General features: G+C 71.3%; 19 protein-coding genes and 1 pseudogene. 9 read left to right on the forward strand and 11 right to left on the reverse strand.

Going from position 1 to position 20,995, the window contains the following annotated elements; translation table 11 throughout:
* The first annotated feature begins 62 nt into the window (after positions 1-62).
* The 4 genes from BUB75_RS20600 to BUB75_RS20615 are packed head-to-tail and all read left to right on the forward strand — an operon-like array spanning position 63 to position 5,215.
* Positions 63-1,691, forward strand: a complete 1,629-nt coding sequence (locus BUB75_RS20600; RefSeq protein WP_073259234.1) for an amidohydrolase — start codon at positions 63-65, stop codon at positions 1,689-1,691.
* Between the two features lie 25 nt (positions 1,692-1,716).
* On the forward strand, positions 1,717-2,694 hold the full coding sequence (locus BUB75_RS20605) for a sugar ABC transporter substrate-binding protein (protein ID WP_073259235.1): 978 nt from the start codon (positions 1,717-1,719) through the stop codon (positions 2,692-2,694).
* A gap of 2 nt (positions 2,695-2,696) precedes the next feature.
* On the forward strand, positions 2,697-4,187 hold the full coding sequence (locus BUB75_RS20610) for a sugar ABC transporter ATP-binding protein (RefSeq protein ID WP_073259236.1): 1,491 nt from the start codon (positions 2,697-2,699) through the stop codon (positions 4,185-4,187).
* A complete protein-coding gene (locus BUB75_RS20615) occupies positions 4,187-5,215 on the forward strand; it encodes an ABC transporter permease (protein WP_073259237.1) in 1,029 nt (342 codons plus the stop codon). The genes BUB75_RS20610 and BUB75_RS20615 overlap by 1 nt, the downstream gene beginning before the upstream one ends.
* Before the next feature lie 61 nt (positions 5,216-5,276).
* Here BUB75_RS20615 and gabT read toward each other — a convergent pair whose 3' ends face one another.
* A complete protein-coding gene (gabT, locus tag BUB75_RS20620; protein ID WP_073259238.1) occupies positions 5,277-6,599 on the reverse strand; it encodes a 4-aminobutyrate--2-oxoglutarate transaminase in 1,323 nt (440 codons plus the stop codon).
* 127 nt (positions 6,600-6,726) lie between these two features.
* Here gabT and BUB75_RS20625 point away from each other — a divergent pair, with 127 nt between their 5' ends.
* Both BUB75_RS20625 and BUB75_RS20630 read left to right on the forward strand, forming a co-directional pair.
* Positions 6,727-7,647 carry a TIGR03619 family F420-dependent LLM class oxidoreductase gene (locus BUB75_RS20625; protein WP_073259239.1) on the forward strand — a complete coding sequence of 307 codons (921 nt, stop codon included), beginning with the start codon at positions 6,727-6,729 and terminating at the stop codon, positions 7,645-7,647.
* Between the two features lie 51 nt (positions 7,648-7,698).
* On the forward strand, positions 7,699-8,553 hold the full coding sequence (locus tag BUB75_RS20630; RefSeq protein WP_073259240.1) for an amidohydrolase family protein: 855 nt from the start codon (positions 7,699-7,701) through the stop codon (positions 8,551-8,553).
* Here BUB75_RS20630 and BUB75_RS20635 read toward each other — a convergent pair whose 3' ends face one another.
* The 6 genes from BUB75_RS20635 to BUB75_RS46380 all read right to left on the reverse strand — a co-directional run bounded on the left by BUB75_RS20635 (position 8,554) and on the right by BUB75_RS46380 (position 13,888).
* A complete protein-coding gene (locus tag BUB75_RS20635; RefSeq protein WP_073259241.1) occupies positions 8,554-9,258 on the reverse strand; it encodes an ABC transporter ATP-binding protein in 705 nt (234 codons plus the stop codon).
* A complete protein-coding gene (locus BUB75_RS20640) occupies positions 9,255-9,989 on the reverse strand; it encodes an ABC transporter ATP-binding protein (protein WP_073259242.1) in 735 nt (244 codons plus the stop codon). Before BUB75_RS20640 ends, BUB75_RS20635 begins: the two co-directional genes overlap by 4 nt.
* A complete protein-coding gene (locus BUB75_RS20645) occupies positions 9,986-10,975 on the reverse strand; it encodes a branched-chain amino acid ABC transporter permease (protein WP_073259243.1) in 990 nt (329 codons plus the stop codon). The genes BUB75_RS20640 and BUB75_RS20645 overlap by 4 nt, the downstream gene beginning before the upstream one ends.
* The gene (locus tag BUB75_RS20650) at positions 10,972-11,862 is read right to left on the reverse strand and encodes a branched-chain amino acid ABC transporter permease (protein WP_073259244.1); all 891 of its coding nucleotides are present in this window, start codon (positions 11,860-11,862) and stop codon (positions 10,972-10,974) included. The genes BUB75_RS20645 and BUB75_RS20650 overlap by 4 nt, the downstream gene beginning before the upstream one ends.
* Positions 11,863-11,869: 7 nt before the next feature.
* On the reverse strand, positions 11,870-13,072 hold the full coding sequence (locus tag BUB75_RS20655) for an ABC transporter substrate-binding protein (protein ID WP_073259246.1): 1,203 nt from the start codon (positions 13,070-13,072) through the stop codon (positions 11,870-11,872).
* Between the two features lie 198 nt (positions 13,073-13,270).
* Positions 13,271-13,888 carry a hypothetical protein gene (locus BUB75_RS46380; RefSeq protein WP_073259247.1) on the reverse strand — a complete coding sequence of 206 codons (618 nt, stop codon included), beginning with the start codon at positions 13,886-13,888 and terminating at the stop codon, positions 13,271-13,273.
* A gap of 240 nt (positions 13,889-14,128) precedes the next feature.
* Here BUB75_RS46380 and BUB75_RS20665 point away from each other — a divergent pair, with 240 nt between their 5' ends.
* Entirely contained in the window at positions 14,129-15,436 is a 1,308-nt protein-coding gene (locus BUB75_RS20665; RefSeq protein ID WP_073259249.1) for a lipase family protein, read from the forward strand.
* Positions 15,437-15,483: 47 nt separating this feature from the next.
* Here BUB75_RS20665 and BUB75_RS20670 read toward each other — a convergent pair whose 3' ends face one another.
* Complete coding sequence (locus tag BUB75_RS20670) at positions 15,484-16,137, reverse strand: response regulator (protein ID WP_084741537.1); 654 nt, start codon at positions 16,135-16,137, stop codon at positions 15,484-15,486.
* 212 nt (positions 16,138-16,349) lie between these two features.
* Positions 16,350-16,451, reverse strand: a pseudogene (locus BUB75_RS48870) (hypothetical protein); the annotation flags it as partial.
* Between the two features lie 184 nt (positions 16,452-16,635).
* Between BUB75_RS48870 and BUB75_RS20680 the strand changes: the two are divergent.
* The gene (locus tag BUB75_RS20680; protein WP_073259251.1) at positions 16,636-17,727 is read left to right on the forward strand and encodes an epoxide hydrolase family protein; all 1,092 of its coding nucleotides are present in this window, start codon (positions 16,636-16,638) and stop codon (positions 17,725-17,727) included.
* A gap of 76 nt (positions 17,728-17,803) precedes the next feature.
* Here BUB75_RS20680 and BUB75_RS20685 read toward each other — a convergent pair whose 3' ends face one another.
* Both BUB75_RS20685 and BUB75_RS20690 read right to left on the reverse strand, forming a co-directional pair.
* Entirely contained in the window at positions 17,804-18,976 is a 1,173-nt protein-coding gene (locus BUB75_RS20685; RefSeq protein WP_073259253.1) for an LLM class flavin-dependent oxidoreductase, read from the reverse strand.
* 84 nt (positions 18,977-19,060) lie between these two features.
* Positions 19,061-19,516, reverse strand: a complete 456-nt coding sequence (locus BUB75_RS20690) for a carboxymuconolactone decarboxylase family protein (RefSeq protein WP_073259255.1) — start codon at positions 19,514-19,516, stop codon at positions 19,061-19,063.
* Between the two features lie 121 nt (positions 19,517-19,637).
* Here BUB75_RS20690 and BUB75_RS20695 point away from each other — a divergent pair, with 121 nt between their 5' ends.
* Positions 19,638-20,498 (forward strand): sigma-70 family RNA polymerase sigma factor, encoded by an 861-nt coding sequence (locus BUB75_RS20695; protein WP_073259257.1) that lies wholly within the window; start codon positions 19,638-19,640, stop codon positions 20,496-20,498.
* Positions 20,499-20,995 lie beyond the last annotated feature (497 nt).

Below are 20,995 nucleotides of genomic sequence, written 5' to 3' on the forward strand. Positions count from 1 at the left end.
GTGATTGTCAGCCCTAGGGTTCCCGCTCAATAACGTTCGGTACCGAACGAGAGGGTACTGGAATGGCTGACGCCGAACTCCTCGTCACCAACGCCGTCGTCCACACGATGGACCCCACCCGTCCGCACGCGGAGGCCCTCGCCCTCCGGGGCGGGCGCGTGACCGCGCTCGGCACCGCCGCGGAGCTGGCCGGTTCGGCCGACCGCGTCGTGGACCTCGGCGGCGCGACCGTGCTGCCGGGCCTGATCGACGTCCACAACCACCACGCGCTGGCCGGCGAGGCGGACCTGCACCAGCTCAAGGTGCCTGCTACCGCGAGCTTCGAGGAGGTGCTGGCCGCCGTCCGCCGACGCACCACCGCACTGGGGCCCGGCGAGTGGATCGTCGGGGAATCCTGGGGCTCCGGCCTGGTCGAGCGCCTCTCCACCCCCGAGGCGCTGGCGGCGCTCGACGACGCGTCCGCCGGTCATCCGGTGCTGCTGACCGACGACACGCACCACAACAAATGGGCGAACACCGCGGCGCTCCGCGCGGGCGGAGTGCTCGACCGCGACGACGACCCGGCCGGAGGCCGGATCGTCCGGGACCCCGGCGGCGCGCCCACCGGCGTGCTGTACGAGGCCGCGGGTGCGCTGGTGCAGGCCGCCTACGACGCCACCACCGAACGGGACGTGGAGTACTACGCGCGCAACTCCGAGCGCGGCATCGAGATGCTGCACTCCTACGGCATCACCGCGTTCCAGGACGCCGCCACGTCGATCCACCTCCTGGCCGGGCTGCACAAGCTCGACACCGAGGGCCGCCTCCGAGCCTGGGTGGTCACCTCGATGCTGGTCAACGACTTCATCTTCGGCACGTCCCGGGTCGGCGAAGACCTGATCACCGAGGGCGAGCAGTTCCGCACCGTGCACCACCGGCCGGAGTTCGCGAAGATCTTCCTCGACGGCGTGCCGCCCTCCCGCACCGGCGCGTTCCTCGAGCCCTACCTCCCCGACGACGCGCACGGCGCCTGCCATCTCGGCCACCCGACGATGCCCGCCGACGAGTTGGAGGGGTGGCTGCGGCGGGCCGCCGAGCTCGGCATCGGGGTCAAGGTCCACTGCACCGGTGACGCGTCGGTGCGGATGGTCCTCGACGCAGCCGCCGCGCTCCATCCGTCGGCTCCGCGGCTGCAGGTCGCCCACGGCCAATACATCCATCCGGACGACGTCGAGCGCTTCGCCGCGCTCGGGGTGCACGCCGACATCTCGCCGCCGCTGTGGTTCCCGGGTGTCATCGTCGAAGCGCTCCGCTCCGTGCGCCCGGAACCGGGTGCCAGCCGCATCCAGCCGAACCGCGCGCTGCTCGACAGCGGCGCGGTGCTCGCCGCCGGGTCGGACTGGCCGGTGTCGGAGTCGCCCGACCCCTGGTTCGGGATCGCCGGGCTGGTCACCCGCCAGGACCCGACCGGCCAGTTCCCCGGCGTGCTCTGGCCCGAACAGGCGATCACGGTCGGCGAGGCCGTAGCTGCGTACACGACCGGACCGGCGCAGGCGATGGGTCTGGACGACGTCACCGGGCGGCTCGCCCCGGGGTTGTCCGCGGACTTCGTCGTCCTCGACCGCGATCCGTTCGCCGTACCGGCCGCGGAGCTCTCCGCCGTGACCACTAGCCAGACCTGGTTCGCCGGTGAACCGGTCTACCAGCGCTGACCGTCTGAACCCCCGAAGGAAGCCCATGCTGCGTTCCGTCGTCGCTCTGACCTCCGTCCTCGCCCTCGTCCTGACCGGCTGCAGCACCACCGCCGAGACCGGCACCGCGGACTCGTCCGGTCCCCGCGAGGTCGACAAGATCCTCGTCGACTACCCGTTCACCGCGCTGCCGGTCTACGCCGCGCTGCAGACCGCCACCAAGGCCTACGCCGACCAGCAGGGCGTCGAGGTCGTGTTCACCAACGACAACATGGACCTGTCCACGCAGGTCACGAACCTGACGACCCACCTGCGCCAGGACGAGGACGCGGTCGTGTGCTTCCCCGCCGACCCGGCCAGCATCGAGTCGATCGCCAAGCAGTACAGGGACGCGGGTAAGTACTGGGTCACCTACGGCGGCGACCTGAAGAACCAGGACTCGACGCTCCAGTTCAGCTTCGAGAAGTCCGGCCAGATGCTCGGAGAGAACGCCGGCCAGTGGGCGGTCGAACACCTCGGCGGCCAGGGCACCGTGCTGATCCTCGAAGACATGACGATCCAGCTGGGCCAGGAACGGACCAAGGGCATCGTCGACGGTCTGAAGAAGGCGGCACCGAACCTGAAGATCGTCGCCCAGCAGCAGGCGATCACGCCGGAGCAGGGCCTGTCGGTCACCAACGCGGTGCTCTCGAAGAACCCCGACATCGACATCGTTCTCGCGGCCGCCGGTGACGCGGCGCAGGGCGCCTACCAGGCGCTGCTCTCCAAGGGCCGGGCCGCCACCGACGCCAAGACCTACGTCGGAGGCCTGGACGGGAACCTCTTCCTCTTCCAGCAGATGAAGGCCGGCCACTTCGTGCGCGCGCTCGTGACCGTGAAGACCGAGGACATCGCGAAGGCGATCGTGGACATCCCGCGGGCGCTCGGCGAGGGCAAGACCGACATCCAGACCGACGTTCCCGTGTACCTGGTGACCCCGGACAGCGCCGACCTGGACGAGTACATCGCGACGTTCGGCGGCTGAGCGTGGCCGTTTCGATCCGCGGTCTGACGAAGCGTTACGGGGCCACGCTCGCACTCGAGGGTGTCGACCTCGACGTGGCCGCGGGAGAAGTCCACGCGCTGCTCGGCCACAACGGCGCGGGCAAGTCGACGGTGATCAAGTGCCTGGGCGGCGGAACCGCGCCCGACGCCGGCACGATCGAGATCAACGGCGTCACCCACACCGCGCTCAACCCCCGGACGTCGATCGCCGAGGGCGTCGCGATCATCTACCAGCACCTGAGCCTGATCAGCTCGCTCACGGTCACCGAGAACCTGTTCCTCGGGCAGGAGGTGACGCGCGGCGGGGTCGTGCTCCGCCGCGCGCACCAGCGCGACGCCGCGGCGGAGGCACTCGCGCGCGTCGGATCGACCGTCTCGCCCGACGCCGTGGTCGGCGAGCTGTCGATCGGTCAGCGGCAACTCGTCGAGATCGCCAAGGCGCTGCGACGCGACGCCACGCTGCTGGTCCTGGACGAACCGAGCGCGGCCCTCTCCCCGGTCGAAGCGGACCGGCTGGCCGCGCTCGTGCTCCGGCTGAAGTCCGAGGGCATCGCGATCCTGTACGTCACCCACCTGCTTAACGAGGTGGTGCGGCTCGCCGACCACGCCACCGTTCTCCAGAACGGCGGCGTGGTCTGGAGTTCCCCGATGAAAGGGGTGTCCAAGGCGGACCTGGTGTCCGCGATCAGCGGTCAGAGTTCTCTCGGCCGGGCGGTGCCGGTGGCCGACGCCCCGCCGACGCTGGAGGTGAACGGTCTCGCCGCCCCCGGGCTGCACGACGTCTCGCTGAGCGTGCGCCCCGGCGAGATCGTCGGCCTTTACGGTCTGGTCGGATCCGGCCGCACCCGGTTGCTGGAGACGCTGTTCGGGCGCCGCCCGATGCGCGCCGGGACCGTCGCGGTCGACGGCCAGGTCCTCCGGATCCGCGACCCCGATTCCGCGCTCGAGGCCGGCGTCGCGCTGGTACCCGGCGACCGGCTCGCGCAGGGACTGTTCGGCAGCCTCTCCGCGGCCGAGAACACCGTGTTGCGGGTGATGTCGACGGTCGCGCGGCTCGGTTTCCGCAACCACGCCGACGAGCGGGACGTGTTCCGCGCGGCGGCTTCGACGCTCTCCCTGCGGCCACCGCAACCGGACATCGCCGCGTCCCGCCTCTCCGGGGGCAACCAGCAGAAGGTGCTGATCGGACGCTGGGTCAACCGGCGCAGCACGGCCCGGGTGCTGCTGCTCGACGACCCCACCCAGGGCGTGGACGTCGGAGCCCGCGCCGAGATCTACGCGGTGATCCGCGACGTCGCCCGCGAGCGCGGCCTCGCGATCCTGTTCGCCAGCAACGACCCGGACGAGGTGGTGGCGCTCGCCCACCGCTGCCTCGTGATGCGCGGGGGCCGCGTCGTCGAGGACATCAACGTCCGGGACACCGACGAGGAAGCCCTGCTGTCCCTGATCCACCGCGAGACGGAGCACGCCTGATGTCCTCTGCCGTTCCCACCCTGCCGCGCGCGGTGGCTGTCTCCCGGACACGAGCCACCGATTTCCTGGTCAAGAACCCGCTGCTGGTCCTGCTGGTCCTGCTGGTGACCTTCGTGCAGGCGAGCACCGGCGCCCAGCTGAACTGGGGCAACCTCCGAGGCGTCCTGCTCGACGGCTCGGTCATCGCGATCGTCGCCGTTCCGGTGGCGATGCTCGTCATCGCCGGGTACGTCGACCTCTCGGTGGGCTCCACCCTGGCGCTCGGCGGTGTCGTGGCGGGCACCGTCATGCACCACGGCGCGGCGCCCGCGCTGGCGGTGTGCGCCGCCGTCGCCGCCGGTGCCGCCATCGGCCTGGTGAACGCCGTGCTCACGACCGTGGCGGGCCTCTCGTCGTTCATCGTGACGCTGGGCATGCTGACGGCGGTGCGGGGGGCCACCCAGTTGCTCAGCCCGCTGCCGCTGAGCAGTTTCGGGGACGCGTTCGCGTTCCTCGGCATCGGGAACATCGCCGGCATCCCCCTCGCGGTGATCATCGCCGCCGCCGTGCTGGGGCTGGCCGGTGCGTTCCTCACGCTGACGCCCGCCGGACGGCACGTGTACGCGATCGGCGTCAACCGGGAGGCGGCGTACCTGTCCGGGGTGAAGATCCGCACGATCCCGTTCGTGCTGTACCTGTTCTCCGGCGCGGCCGCGGGGCTGGCCGGGACGATCACGGTCGCGCGCTTGAACAGCGCCCCGGCCGGGCAGTTGGGGCTCGGGTTCGAGCTCTCGGTGCTGACCGCGGTGCTGCTCGGGGGGATCGCGCTGACCGGCGGCGAGGGCTCGATGTTCGGGGTCCTCGTCGGGGTGCTGTTCCTCGGGTTGCTCGCGAACGGCCTGACGCTGCTCGGGGTGACGAACTTCTGGCAGAACGTGGCGAGCGGTCTCGCGCTGGTGGCGGCGATCGCGATCGCGGCCGGCACGCACGTGCTGCGGGGGCGGTTGCTGGCGCGGGAGGCCAGTCGCCTGGCCACCCCACCCTCGTAGGGGGCACGCCGCATATTGCTGTTTCGGGGCACCTGAAACAGCAATGTGCGGTGGCGCGTGCCTAGTTGGCGAACGCCTCGGTCAGGATGTCGAGGGCTTCGGTGAGCAACTCGTCGGAGATCGTCAGCGGGGGCAGGAAGCGCAGGACGTTGCCGTCGGTTCCGCACGTCAGCACGATCACCCCGGCGCGGTGCGCGGCGGCCGCCACCCCACGAGCGAGCGCGGCATCGGGCTCGGTGGTTCCCGGCTTCACGAGCTCGACGGCGATCATCGCGCCGCGCCCGCGGACGTCGCCCACCCGGGCGTCGTCCAACTGAAGGCGGTGCAGGCGCTCCTTCATCAGCCGTTCGATCTGCCGTGCGCGGTCGAGCAGGCCGTCCTCCTCGATCGTCGCGATCGCGGCGATCGCGGCCGCGCAGGCGATCGGGTTGCCCCCGTACGTGCCGCCGAGGCCGCCGGCGTGCGGGGCGTCCATGATCTCGGCGCGGCCGGTGACAGCGGACAACGGCAGCCCACCGGCGATGCCCTTCGCGGTGACGATCAGGTCGGGGACGACGCCCTCGTGGTCGCACGCGAACAGGTCACCGGTCCGGGCGAAACCGGTCTGGACCTCGTCCGCGACGAACACGACGCCGTTCGCGCGGCACCACTCGGCGAGCGCGGGCAGAAAGCCCGGCGCGGGCTCGACGAAGCCGCCCTCGCCCTGGATCGGCTCGATAACCAGGGCGGCCAGGTTCTCCGCGCCGACCTGCTTCTCGACGAGCGTGAGCGCGCGGCGGGCCGCGGTCGCCCCGTCGACCTCCTTGCCGTCCCGGAACGGGTACGACGTCGGCACCCGGTACACCTCGGGCGCGAACGGTCCGAAGCCGTGCTTGTACGGCATGTTCTTCGCGGTCAGCGCCATCGTGAGGTTCGTCCGGCCGTGGTAACCGTGGTCGAACGCGACCACGGCCTGGCGACCGGTGTAGCTGCGGGCGATCTTGACCGCGTTCTCCACCGCCTCGGCGCCGGAGTTGAACAGCGCGGTGCGCTTCTCGTGGTCACCCGGGGTCAGGCGGTTCAGCGCTTCGGCCACCGCGACGTACGACTCGTACGGCGTCACCATGAAGCAGGTGTGCGTGAACGCACCGGCCTGCGCCGCCACCGCGTCGACCACGCGCGGCGCGCTGTTGCCGACGGTGGTCACCGCGATGCCCGAGCCGAGGTCGATCAGCCGGTTACCGTCGACGTCCTCCACGATCCCGCCACCGGCGCGCACCGCGAACACCGGCATCGTCGTGCCGACACCGGCGGCGACCGCACCGGACTTGCGGGCCATCAGCTCCCGCGAGCGGGGCCCGGGGAGGGGGCCGACGAGGTGCCGGCTCTGCGGCAGAGAGTTCATGGGCCGAGCGTCGTTGACCGATCCAGCCGTTGTCCAATACTTCGAGGTCATCGCCGCGATGCCTCCGGGGCATACGGTGGCTTAAAGTCGTTTGGACCCGTACGATCTCGCCGTGGTCACGCCTCGAATGCTGATGATCCTGACCGAGAACGACACGACCTCCGGCGGGAGCGACCTTCCGACGCTGGTGCGCTGGGCGCGGGAGGCCGAAGACGCCGGTTTCGACGCGGTCATGGCCAGCGAACACGTCGTGCTGGGCCCGGACGCCGCCGCCGACGGGGTCCGGGGCAACCCGCGGGCCTACGCGCTGCCCGGCAACCAGGACCCGTTCACCCCGTGGCCGAACTCGATCGTGCTGCTGTCCGCGATCGCCTCGGTCACGACGACGCTGCGCCTGGTCGCCGGTGCGATCCTCGCGCCGCTGCGCCACCCGCTGCTGCTCGCCCGCGAGCTGGGCACGCTCGACCTGGTCAGCGAGGGGCGGCTGGTGGTGCAGCCGACCGTGAGCTGGAGCCGGGACGAGTACACCGCGCTCGGCGTCCCGTTCGACCGGCGCGGACGGATCCTCGACGAGCAGCTGGAGGTCTTCCGGCTGGCCTGGGGTCCGTCGCCGCTCAGCTTCCACGGTGTGTTCTTCGATTTCGACGACGTCTACTTCGAGCCCAAGGCGTACCGGCCGGACGGGCCGCGGATGTGGTTCGGCGGGCAGCGTCTGCACGCGCCGCTGCTGCGTCGGCTGGTCGAGCACGGCCACGGGTTCCACCCGCTGGGGACGCCGACCGCCGACGAGGTGGCGCAGCTGCGGTCGGAGATGCTGGCGGCCGGGCGGGACCCCGGCGCGCTGGAGCTGATCGGCGGCGTCCGGGCGATCTTCCCCGACGACACCCACTGCGCCGACCTGGGGCGCGCCATGGCGGCGATCCCGCCGCAGCTCGAGGCGGGCTACACGACGTTCTGCCTCAAGCCGTCCCAGTTCATCGACGACGGCGCGCAGATCGGCGCGTTCTGCGCGGACGTCATGCGGCGGGCCGAAGCGATGACCGCCTGAACCCGGAGCGGCAGGATGAGGTGCATGCCCGAACATCCCAGGGGGTCCTGAATGCTGGACGGTCACCGGCTCATCGACGCCCACGTCCACGTGCCGCTGCTCAGCTCGTTGAAGCCCGCCTGGGCCGAGTGGGCCCGGAATTTCGGACGGCCGGGTCTTCTCGAGGAGATCTGGGACGCCGACGGCCGACCGATTCCGGCGGCGCTCGACCGGCTCTTCGCCGACGAAGGCGTCGACACCGCGCTGCTGTTCTGCGAATACAGTCCGAAGGCGACCGGCTACCAGCACTTCGACGACCTGCTGCCGATCGTCGAGCACAACCCCCGCCGGTTCCGCCCGGTCGCCAACGTCAACCCGCACCTGCACTATCCGATCGCGCGCGAGCTCCGGCGCCAGCTCGACCTCGGCGGCGCCGCGCTGAAGCTCCACCCCGTCCACGGCGGCTTCCGGATCGACGACGCGGCGCTCTACCCCGCCTACGCGGTGCTGGTCGAGCGGGGCGTGCCGCTGATCGTGCACTGCGGCACCAGCAGCTTCCCCGGCTCGACCAACGCCAACGCCGACCCGGTCTACGCCGACACCGTCCTCCGCGACTTCCCCGACCTCACGGTCGTGCTCGCGCACGGCGGCCGCGGCTGGTGGTACGACGCCGCCGCGTTCCTCGCGCTCTCCCGCGACAACGTCTGGATCGAGCTGTCCGGGCTGCCGCCGAAGCGTCTTCCCGAGTACTACGCCCGGTTCGACGTCGGCCGCCTCTCCCGGAAGTGGATCTTCGGCACCGACTGGCCCGGCGTCCCCGGCCAGGCGATCAACGCCCGCGCGATCGCCGCGCTGGTTCCGGACGACGTCGTCCCGCTGGTGCTGGGCGGCAACGCGGAGCGGGTGTACGCGGGGCTCGGGCGCTGATCAGCCCGCGACGCCGAGCAGGCGGCGCGCGGTGTCGGGTTCGGACCGGAACTGCCGGGTCGGGACCTGGTGGACGATGCGGCCCTTCTCCATCACCGCGATGCGCTCGCCGACCGTGAACGCCAGCCGCAGGTTCTGCTCGACCAGCAGCACGGTCACGCCCTCCTGGCGGACGGTGCGGAGCACGGCGCCGACCTGCTCCACGATCGCGGGCGCCAGGCCGTCGGACGGTTCGTCGAGCAGCAGCAGGCTGGGGTTGGTCAGCAGCGCGCGGCCGATCACCAGCATCTGCTGTTCGCCGCCGGACAGGTGCGCGGCCGGATGGGACAGCCGTTCGCCCAGCTGGGGAAGCAGGTCGAGGACGGCGTCGACGGTCCAGGAGCCGCGGCGGCGCGATCCGGCCAGGTGCAGGTGCTCGCGCACGGTCAGCGGTGGCCAGACCCGGCGGCCCTGCGGCACCAGCGCGACGCCCGCGCGGGCGATGACGTCGGTCCGGCTGCCTGCCAGCTCCCGTTCGCCGAGCCGGATCGACCCCGACGTGACCGGCACCAGCCCCATCAGCGTGCTGATCAGCGTGGACTTGCCGACGCCGTTGCGGCCCAGCAACGCGAGCGCGCCGCCCTCGTCGACGTCCAGATCGACGCCGTTGAGCACCGCGCTGCGGGCGTAGCCGGAGACCAGGCCGCGCACGTGGAGAGCGGTCACGGCGTGAACAACTCCTCTCGGTGCTCGGTGCCGAGGTAGGCCTCGGCCACGGCGTCGCTGTTCCGGGCGTCGTCCGGGCTGCCGGACAGCAGCACCCGGCCCAGGTGCAGGACCGTCACCTGGTCGGCCAGGCCGAAGACCAGGTCGAGGTCGTGCTCGACGAACAGCACGGTGACCGACCCCGGCAGCGCGCGCAGCAACTCCAGCAGGCGTTCGCTCTCGGCCGGGGACATCCCGGCGGCGGGCTCGTCCAGCAGGAGGACCGACGGTTCGCACGCCAGCGCGAGTGCGACGTCCAGTTGCTTGCGCTCGCCGTGAGACAGCGCCGGGACGAGCACCGCGCCGCGTCCGGCCAGCCCGACCTGTTCGACGAGTGCGGCGGCGCGCGTCCGGACCGCCGTCCGGGACCGCTCGTGCCGCCGGACCGCCAACGCCACGGTGTCCTGCACGGTGAACGACGCGAACAGGCTGACGTGCTGGGTGGTCTGCCCCAGCCCGAGACGGCAGCGCCGGACCTCCGACAGCCGGGTCACGTCGCGTCCGCCCAGCGACACCGTGCCGCCGTCGGCGCGCAACCCCCCGGTCAGCAGCTTGAACAGCGTCGATTTGCCTGCGCCGTTCGGGCCGATGAGCGCGTGGCGGCTCCCGGCCGCGACCGTGAGGTCGACGCCGTCGACGGCGCGCAGCGCGCCGAACGCGATCCGCAGGTCGCGCGCCTCGAGTGCGATCATGGGCGCCTCCGGAGGCGTACGGTGGCGAGGCCTGCGGCGCCGCGCGGCAGAAGATAAACCACCACGATGAAGACGACGCCGAGCAGCAGCTCGCCGTGGCCGTCCAGCGCGGGGCCGAGCGCGTCCCGGACGAGGATCACCAGCGCCGCGCCCACCGCCGCACCCCAGAGCGAGCCCGCTCCCCCGATGACCACGGCGAGCAGCACGGTGGCGGCGGTGGTGAAGCCGAGTTCGGTCGGCGTGACCAGGCGCTGCTGCGCGGCCAGCAGCGCGCCGGCGACGCCGGCCACCGCACCGGCCACGACGAACGCCGCGTACTTGTAGAGGCGGGTCGGGTAGGCCAGCGACCGCATCCGCGGCTCGTTGTCGCGGATGCCCCGCAGCGCGGTACCGAACGACGAGCGGTAGATCGCCCACAGCACCGCGGCGCCGACCAGCGCGACCCCGAGCACGTACCAGTAGAGGTACGCGACGTTGAGCAGGGCCGTGCCGCCGAGCCGGGTGGCGGGGATCGCGCTCAGCCCGTTCGCGCCGCCGGTCACCGACTCCCAGACGTGCGCGAGCTGCGCGAGGAGCTCGCCGATGGCCAGCGTCAGCATCAGGAAGTACACACCGCCGACGCGGACGACGACCCAGCCGGTCGCGGCCGCGAACAACGCGCCCACCGCGGCGCCCGCCAGCACCGGGACCGGCGCGGCGGCGGTCCAGTGGATCGAGACCCAGCCCGCGGCGTACGCGCCCGCACCGAAGTACGCCGCGTGGCCCAGCGACGGGAGCCCGGTGCGTCCGACGAGCAGGTCGAGGCTCATCGCGAGCAGCGCGAACACCACGATCCGGGTCAGCGTCGTGGTGGCGAACGGCGCTAGGAACAGCGGCGCCACCGCCAGACCGGCGACCACCACGGCGGCGAGGATCCACCAGGGCGACGACCGGGCCGGAGCCGCCACCGCGGGCGGCGGCGTCTTCTCCACGGCCAGCTCCGTCATGCGGCGACCCCGGCCCGGGCGCCGAAGATCCCGTGCGGACGCACGACGAGCAGCAGCGCCAGCGCCCCGAACAGGATGAACGAGGCCAGATCCGGCACCAGAGCCCGTCCGGTCGACTCCACCTGGCCGATCACCAGGGCCCCGATCAACGCGCCCCGGACCGAGCCCAGGCCGCCGATGACCACGACGACCAGCGCGAGGATCAGCACGGTCGAGTCCAGCCCGACGCTCGCGCCGTAGACCGGGCCGGCCAGCACACCGGCGACGGTCGCCAGCAGCGATCCGGCGGCGAACATCGCCAGCTTCACCCGCCGGTTGTCGACGCCCAGCGCGGCGACCATCTCCCGGTCGGCGACCGTCGCCCGGACCAGCGCCCCCAACCGCGTCCGCTCGATGACCAGGTAGACGGTCGCGGCGAGCACGGCACCGACCCCGATCAGCGTCAGGCGGTAGGTCGGGTACGTCGCGCCGAGGATGCCCACCGACCCGTCGAGACCGGGCGGCGCCGGGACCGAGAGCGGATCGTCACCGAAGACCACCTGCAGCAGCTCGGCGACGACGAGCGCGACACCCAGCGTCAGCAGGGCCTGGTCGAGATGCGACCGGCGGCGCAGCGGCTCGGTCATCACCGAGAGCAACCCGCCACCGGCGGCACCGATCACCGCGGCGACCGCCAGCGCGGCGAGGAACGCACCCCAGGAGGCCTGCCCGTCGGTGAACGAGGCCACCAGATAGGCACCCACCAGGAACAGCGCGCCGTGCGCCAGGTTGAGGACGTCCATCATGCCGAAGATCAGCGAGAGCCCGACCGCGAGCACGAACAGCAGCGCGCTGATCGCCAGCCCGTTGAGGACGCTCACCAGTAGCACGTCCGCATCGGTCGTCATCGGGCGGTCACACCTGGCTCTGTTGTCCGAGGCTCGCCGACACGACGTTGCGCAGCTGGCCGTCCACCGGCTGCACCGTGCGCAGGTAGAACTCCTGCCTCGGGCTCTGCCCGTCGAACGACCAGGCGCCGCGCGGGCTGTCGCTGATCGTGCCGACGTCACCCAGCGCCTCGGACACCCGGTCGCCGTCCAGCCCGTCGGCCTTCCCGAGCGCCCGGTCCAGGACGGCCGCGGCGTCCCACGCGGACACCGAGTAGCAGGTGGGAGCGGCCTTGTAGGCCTTCTGGTAGGCGTCAACGAACTTCGTGTTCGCCGGGTTGTCCAGCTGGTCGGTGTAGAACAACGACGTCCGGACGCCGACCGCGGCGTCGCCCTGACCCTTGAGCACACCGCCCTCGGTGAGGAACCCGGAACCGTAGAGCGGTGTGGTGGCCTTGAGTCCGAACTGGGCGTACTGCTGGACGAACCGCACCGCCTCCGCGCCGGCGAAGAACGCGTAGACGGCCCCGGCCTTCGCCCGCTGGATCTGGGCGAGGAACGGTTGATAGTCCTGGGTGGTCCCGAACGGCGGTTTCGCCTCGCCGACGATCTTTCCGCCCGCCGCCTCGTAGGCCGTGCGGAAACCGGACCGGGCTTCGGTGCCCGCCGCGTAGTCCGACGCGATCAGGAAGACGCCGCCGGGAATCGCCTGCTTGCCGAGGTAGGTGCCTGCGGGGGCGGCGACCTGGGCGTTCTGGAACGACGTGCGCCACACGTACGGCGACCGCGCCTTGCCGGTGATGTCCGCGGCACCGGCGTTGATCACGACCAGCGTCTTCTTCGCCTCGGCCATCAGCGGGGCCGCGCCGAGTGCGGTCGCCGAGTTCACCAGCCCCACGACGATGTCGACCTGTTCGGACTGCAGAACCCGCTGCACGGCCGGGACACCCGTCTGCGGCGTCTCACCCTCGTCGCTCGTCACGGTCTTCACCGAGTACGAGCCGAGCTTGCCGCCGTTCTCCTTCAGCCACAGGTCCCAGCCCTGTCTGAGGTCGGTCCCCAGCGCGGCGTACACGCCGGACTGCGGGACGACCAGGCCGATCTTGACCTCACCGCTCTGTTCGCCGGAATCCTCGTCGAGGCTGTTCCCGCACGCGGCCAGGGCGGGCAGCGTGGCGGTCGCGCCGAGGAGGCCGAGCACTCGCCTCCGGGACATCATCGAACGAGTCATGGACGCTCCTCATCGAACGCGGACAGCGTGGACGGGGTTACCGGTCGCAGGGCCGGTGACGGAGCCGGCGGACAGACCTGTGGCAACGAGCGGAATGGCCGCCGGGCAGCAATCCCGTGGCCCCGTAGCGAGGCGTCAATAGTCGACGCGATCTCTGCTGTACGTCAAGCGTTTGTAGAATGTTGCCGCCGTACGCGGCTACTCGACGACGTCTCCGGCGTCGAGGTCTTCCAGGCGCACCGCGTCCCGGCCGTGGAAGACCACGAGCACGCCGTCGGGATCCGCGCCACCCTCGGCGAACCGCAGCACCCACTCGGCGCCCGGATAGAACGTGATCTCCGGCTGGGTCAGTTCGTCGGTGCGGCCGAGTGTGTCCCGCGCCAGCTTCGCCGCCGCGGCGACGAACTCGTCGGTGTCGAACAGCACGTCCGCGAGCAGGAGCAGATCGATCTGAGCGAGGTCCTGCCCGCGCTCGAGCAGAATGCCGAACCAGCCCTCGGTGACCAGGCGCCAGAGCACGATGCCCTGCGGGCCGTCCTCGGGTTCGACCAGGAACCGCAGCGCCTGCACCCCGGACGCGTCGATGCCTTCCCGTGCCGCGGCCCGGCGCGGGTCGGCATCGAAAGCATCGATCGACTCGCGGGACGGGAAGCTGAGAAGGTGGGCCTCCGTGCTGCCGTCCGCCGACAGCATCCGCCGTTCGACCAGCGCACCGTGGTCGGGCAGCAGCCCCAGCACGAGATCCTCGTACCGCTTCAGGTTCGGGGCCTGCTCGCGCGGAACTCGGATAAACGCCACCATCGTCAGGCCGGTCATGCCACGACCCTAACCGCTACGAACGGGCCGCTCTCCGACGGCGGACGGCCCGCCGGGCCGCGGCCCGGTACTGGGCGAGCACGAATCCACCATGACCCACCGGCCCCGAAGTAACCAACAGTCGTTGGTGAAATCCCGGGACACCAGGGCCTTCCTCTGGTTACTGTCCGGTAACCAGCCCGCAACGGCGCACCGCGTCGTTGGCGGGCTGTGTTCACCGCACAACGGAGGCCGCCACACATGTCCCTACGCGCCCGGCTCCTCGCCGCCGCGCTCGCCACCACGGTGGCGAGCGCGGGTTTCCTCCCCTCACCGACCGACGCCGCACAGGCCGCCGACCACACCTCGCGCGGCGTCACGATCCCGGCGTTCTACACCCCGCCGGCCACGCTGCCCGCCACCAACGGCGCGCTGATCCGCACCGAGCCGCTACCGCTGGCGCTGTCCCTGCCCGGCATCACCGGCCCGCTGCCCGGACGCGCGACCCGGATCATGTACCGGTCCACGGACTCCGACGGGCAGCCGGTCGCGGTCACCGGGGCGTATCTCGCACCGACCGCGGCGTGGAAGGGCCCGGGCTCGCGTCCGCTGGTGGTGCTGGCCCCCGGCACGATGGGCCAGGGCGACCAGTGCAGCACCTCGCTCGCGCTGCAGCGGGGCCTGATCCTCGGCATCGGCGGCGGCCGGAGCACGGTTTCGGTCGGCTACGAGGTGCTCGCGATCTACCGCCTGCTGTCGAAGGGGATCGCGGTCGTCCAGACCGACTACATCGGGCTCGGTACGCCGGACCGGCTGCACACCTACGTCGACCGGGTCGACGAGGGCCACGCCGTGCTGGACGCCGCGAGGGCCGCGCGGAACCTCACCGGGACCACCGCTGACGTCGGGTTCTACGGCTACAGCCAGGGCGGTGGCGCGGTGGCGTCGGCGGCCGAGCTCCAGTCGTCCTACGCCCCCGACGTCCCGCTCAAGGCGACCTACGCCGGCGCGCCGCCCGCCGACCTCGCGGCGGTCACCGCGGCGATCGACGGCACCGAGCTCGCGGGCGCGATCGGCTGGGCGGTCAACGGGTTCGTCCAGTCCGAGCCCGCCCTGCAGACGCTGCTCAATCGGTACCTCTCCGACGCCGGCCGGACCGCGCTGAAGGACCTGTCGACGATGTGCGTCGGCGACGCGATCTTCGCCTACGCGAACAAGAAGACCTCCGGCTGGACGACGACCGGGCAGTCGATCGCGGCGATCCTCCAGTCCGAGCCCACCGCCCGGGCGTTCATCGAGAGCCAGCGCATCGGAACCACGAAGCCGACCGGTGTCGTCCGCGTGGCCACCGGCGTCAGCGACAACCTCGTGCCGCACCCCCAGGCCCGCACGATGGCGGCCGACTGGTGCGGGCGCGGCGGTAACGTCGTCTACGCGCCGATCAGCAACACGAAGTCGCCGAGCCCGCTGCTCAACCACTTCGGCCCCCTGCTGAGCGACCAGGGTCCCGCGGTGAACTGGCTCACCGACCGCCTCGCCGGCCGTCCGGCCGCCACCACCTGCCCCTGACCACCCGTCGTGGTGCACACTTCGGAACCCACGAAGTGTGCACCACTTCATTCGAGCAGGCCGGCCTGGTGCGCGAGGATCGCGGCCTGCACCCGGTTGTTCAGGCTCAGCTTCGCCAGGATCCGGCTGACGTGGGTCTTCGCGGTCGCCTCGCTCATGTAGAGGGTGGCGGCGATCTCGGTGTTCGACAGCCCGCCCCCGACGGCGACCAGGACCTCGCGCTCCTTGCCGGTCAGGACGGTGAGCCGCCGGGCGGCGTCGCTGTGCCGATCCGGTGCCGGCTCGGCGAACTTCCGGAGCAACCGGCGGGTGACGCGCGGCGAGATCATCGCGTCGCCCCGCGCCGCGCTGCGCACCGCGGCGAGCATGTCGCCTGCCGACGCGTCCTTCAGCAGGAACCCGACGGCGCCGGAACGCAGCGCTGCCTGCACGTACTCGTCCAGGTCGAACGTCGTGAGCACGATGACGTGCGGCCTCGGGTCGAGCCGCGCCAGCTGTTCGGTCGCGGTCAGCCCGTCGCCCCGGGGCATCCGGATGTCCATCAGGACGACGTCGGGCCGGAGCGTCCGGGCGAGGTCGATGGCCGTCCCCGACCGTTGCGGACCGACAGGCGCAGCAGGTGTGACGCCTGCTCGACGCGGACCCGGGTCGGTGCTCCCGGTGCGTGTTTGTGCACGTTGGTCAGCGCCTCCCGGACGAATCGGTACGCGGTGTGCTCGACGAGCAGCGACGGGTGCTGCTCTGCCGGTTCCGTCTGTTCGAGCGTGACGGCGACGCCGCTCCGCCGGAACTCCGCGATGAGCGTGTCCAGGTCGGCGAGCCCCGGCTGCGGGGCGAGCGGGGCGTCGTCGTCGTAGCGCAGGATCTCCACCAGCGAGCGGAGTTCGGCGAGCGCCGCGCGGCCGGTCGCTCCGATCTGCTGTCCGATCGTGACCGCGTCCCGCCCCTCGGACACTTCGAGGGCGGTGGCCTGCAGCACCATCAGCGAGACCCGGTGGGTCACCACGTCGTGCATGTCGCGGGCGATCTGCAGCCCGGCGAACGCGGCGTCACGACGTCATCTACCCGTGCGTGTCGCGGGTGCGCGGTTCCCGCATCGTGCTCGATGTCTAGCGAATCGTTTGCCGGACTAACGATCACTCGCTATCGTTCGGAGCGCGAACGTTAGATGGCCTAACGTTTGGACAGGAGCTCTGACGATGATCACGCCGTTCCGCATCGCGATTCCGCAAGCCGACCTCGACGACCTCACCGACCGGCTCGCCCGCACCCGCTGGCCCAACGAGGTCGCCGACGCCGGGTGGGACTACGGGTTCCCGCTGGCCCGGCTCCAGGAGCTGGCCGAGTACTGGCGCACCGGTTACGACTGGCGCAAACACGAGGCCGAGCTCAACGACCTCCCCCACTTCACGACCGAGATCGACGGCCAGACCATCCACTTCGTCCACGTCCGCTCGCCGAAACCGGACGCGCTCGCGCTGATCCTCACCCACGGCTGGCCCGGTTCGTTCCTAGAGTTCCTGGACCTGATCGAGCCGCTGTCGCAGGACCACCACCTGGTGATCCCGTCGATCCCGGGTTACGGCTTCTCCGGGCCGACCCACGAACGCGGCTGGGACATCACCCGGATCGCACGGGCCTGGGCCGAGCTGATGCACCGTCTCGGCTACCAGCGCTACGGGGCGCAGGGCGGCGACTTCGGCGCCGGTATCTCGCTGGCGCTCGGCGCGGTGGCGCCCGACCACGTCGTCGGCGTGCACGTCAACTACATGCCGACCCGGCCGGACCCGAACGCTGACCTCGAACTGTCGGCGACCGACGAGGCGCGGCTGGACAAGATCCGGTACCTGATGGCGAACCGCCCGCCGTACCAGGCCCTGCTGGCCGCCACCCCGCAGACGATCGGCTACGCGCTGACCGACTCGCCGGTCGGCCAGCTGGCCTGGATCGCCGAGCGCTTCGCGCAGTGGACGGACCCCCGCTCGCCGGTCAGCGACGAGCGGATGCTCACCGACATCTCGCTGTACTGGCTGACCGCGACCGCGGCGTCCTCCTCGCGGCTGCACCACGACGCTCCGCGCGGGGCGGCCGTGGCGTGCGAGGTGCCGGTGGGTGTGGCGGTGCTAACCCACGACATCACCCAGTCGGTGCGACCGCTGGCCGAGCGGCTGTACGACATCCGGCACTGGTCGGAGTTCGAGCGCGGCGGCCACTTCGCCGCGATGGAGGTGCCGGAGCTGCTCGCCGCGGACGTCCATGCGTTCTTCCAGCACCTGGCTCACATCCGGTAGGTGCGGATCCTCGTGTAGAGCGCGGTTGACCCTCCCTCCGCATCGCTCATCGCGCGCCGGAGGGAGGGCCGGTGGGTCAGGCGTTCGTCGTCTTCTCCTGTTCGTACTTCTTGATCATGTGCTCCACCGCGGCGAGCTGGGTCCGCGCCAGTGCCTCGCGGCTGCCGGTCGCGCGGTCCTTCGCCGCGAGCGTGCTCTGCGCCTGCCCCTGGAACTCGGGGAACACCCGCTGGGCGATCAGTTCGAACGACCGCTTGGTGGCCTGCGGGTTGGCCCACTCGTGTCCGAGCAGCAGGAACGCGCCGAAGCCGCCGGACTGGTCGACGAGCTTCTGCACCTGCGCCTTGGCGTCCTCCACGGTGCCGATCGCGCCGATCCCCGCCTCGTTGATGAAGTCGATCATCCCCCTCACGTCGGCGCTGCCCCCGACGTCCATCTGCGGGAACGCGGCCACCTTCTGGAAGTAAGTGAACCAGTGCTCGATGCCGTACTCGACCTCGTGGTACGCCTGTTCCCTGGTCTCCGCGATGTGCATGAGCCCGACGAGCCGCCACCCGGCGCGGTCCGGTGTCGGCTGTCCGAAGTGGGCGGCCCGTTCCTCGACCACGTTCCAGTGATGTGCCAGCGCGTCGAACCCGTCCGGCGTCAGCGTCGCACCGATCGACAGCAGCCCGATGCCGTGCTGACCGGCCATCCGCGGGCCGGTCGGCGAGGCCACCGCGGCGACGGCGACGTCGAAGCACGGATCGGTGTAGGGGCGCAGCTGCAGTTGAGCGTCCACCAGGTTGTGGGTCTTGGTCCGGCGGGTCACCGACTCACCGCGCAGCAACCGCATGATGATGTCGAGGTTCTCCCCGAGCAGCTCCCGGGTCTCGGTCGGGTCGAGCCCGATCATCGAGGAGTCCGTCGGCAGCGACCCCGGCCCGCAGCCGAGCATCGCCCGGCCGCGGGTGAGGTGGTCGAGCATCACCATCCGGTCGGCCACCCAGAGCGGGTTGTGGTAGGCGATCGAGGTGACGCCGGTGCCCAGCTTGATCCGCCTGGTGCGCTCGGCAGCCGCCGCGATGAAGATCTCCGGCGACGCGATGATCTCCGACCCCGCCGAGTGGTGCTCACCGATCCACACCTCGTCGTAGTCGAGCGCGTCGAGGTGTTCGATCAGCTCCAGGTCGCGCCGGAGAGCCAGCGTCGGGTTCTGACCGGGCTTGTGGAAGGGTGCCAGGAAGACACCGAAACGTAGACGGCTCACGGAACCTCCCGCGGTCTCAGATGTGCGGCCGAACCACCAGCATGACCGGGATCACACCGCGCCGGCTGTGCGAAACCTGAACGGTCAGTCCCAGCTGGTTCCCGCCGGCACCCGGAACGTGGTGTTGATGCGGTTGAAGAAGTTGGTGATCGCGATCATCAACACCAGCGCACCGATCTGCCGCTCGTCGTAGTGTTTCGTGGCCTCCGCCCAGATCTCGTCGGTGACCGCGCCCGGCCGGTCGGCCAGCCGGGTCGCGGCCTCCGCGAGCGCCAGCGCGGCCCGCTCGGCGTCGTCGAAGAGCGGGTTCTCGTACCAGGCGGCCAGCGCGAGCAGCTTCTCGGTGCTGACCCCGGCCTTGGCCGCGCTGGTGGCGCCGGCGTCGACACACGCGCTGCAGCCGTTGATCTGGCTCGCGCGCAGGTGCACCAGCTCCAGCGTCTGGTGCGGCGCGCCGCCGGCGTACACCTGCTTGAACAGCTGCCGGACACCCGCGGTGATGTCGGGCTGGGTCGCGGCGTCCTGGATCCGTGCGGTCATTTCTCCTCCAAGAAACTCGGTGAACGGCACTACGACGTCCGGAGCCGGCGAGAGGTAACGCGTTACCTTCTCGGCGCGCCGCGCGTCGTAGTGCTGACACCGCCCCACGCCGAGGAGCACCGTGATCGAAGTGGATGAACTCGCCGCGCAGTTCGAGGCTCAGCGCGCCTACCTGCACGCGATCGCGTACCGCATGCTCGGTGTGCACGCCGACGCGGACGACGCCGTCCAGGAGGCGTGGCTGCGGCTGGCGCGGACCGGCAGCGGGGGCATCGAGGATCTGCGCGGCTGGCTCACGACGGTGACCAGCAGAATCTGCCTGGACGCGTTGCGCAGGCGCGGGGTGCGCGGCGAGCAGCCGCTCGAACTCGAGGTCGGCGCGCTGCCGCACGGCGAGGTCGCGAGCCCCGAGGAGGACGCGCTGCTCGCCGAGTCCGTCGGCCTCGCGCTGTACGTCGTCATGGAAGCCCTCACCCCGGCCGAACGTGTGTCGTTCGTGCTCCACGACGTCTTCGACGTGCCGTTCGACGCGATCGCGGCGATCCTCGGCCGCTCCTCCGCGGCCGCCAAGATGCTCGCCAGCCGGGCCCGCGGGCGGCTGCGGCTGGGGGTGCCCGCGGCCGACACTCACGCCGCGGCCCGGAACGTCGTCGACGCGTTCCTCGCCGCCGCCGGCCGGGGCGACGTTGCCGGGCTGCTCACCGTGCTCGCGCCCGACGCGGTTCTGCACGCGCAGGGTCCGGCCGGGACGCTCGTCACCCGTGGCGCCCGCGAGATCGCCGCGCGCGCGACGACGTTCGCGAACCCGGATGCCCGGGTGCACGCGGCGCTCGTGGACGGCGTCCCGGGCATTCTCGTCACCGTCGGCGGGCGGCCGATCTCGGTGATGGCGTTCGCGGTCACGGACGGGGTCGTCACCGCGATCCACGCGGTGACCGACCCAGCCCGCCTGGGCCGGGTCGTCCCGTCATGGGTCGCATGACCGGCTCAGCCTCACCGCTCCCGCACCCGCCGACGGATCGAGGTAACGGCGCCACCGGCGTCTCCCACGACTGCCCGCTCCGACGCCCCACCGTATGCAGGATCAGCAACCCCATGCCCATCATCGAGCCGCGACCACTGCGGATCTTGCGGTTCGGCCGTGCGTTCGCCCGGTGCTGAATCCACCGGTCTACCGATCCCGGCGCGGCACGCGCGGCCTCCTGAAATTGCCGCCGCGCGTGTTTCAGAATTGATCAGATCGACGTTAATAGTAATCGTGCGGACCCCACCCTCCGTTCGGAGGAGCGGCTGATCAGCGGATCGAGTCGCCTGCCCCACGGTCGGCCGAGCACGCCATGGCGAGAAGGACATGCACGCCATGACCGTCCGGGGGCAAAATTGCGCGGTCCCCGAGAATGCCCCCCGAAGAGTTGCCAAAGCGCCGGTTCTCCATTCGAATATGTCCGCCTAATGTGGCCGGTGATGCGGTGCGGGCGC

This window comes from Cryptosporangium aurantiacum (assembly GCF_900143005.1).
Lineage (GTDB): Bacteria > Actinomycetota > Actinomycetes > Mycobacteriales > Cryptosporangiaceae > Cryptosporangium > Cryptosporangium aurantiacum.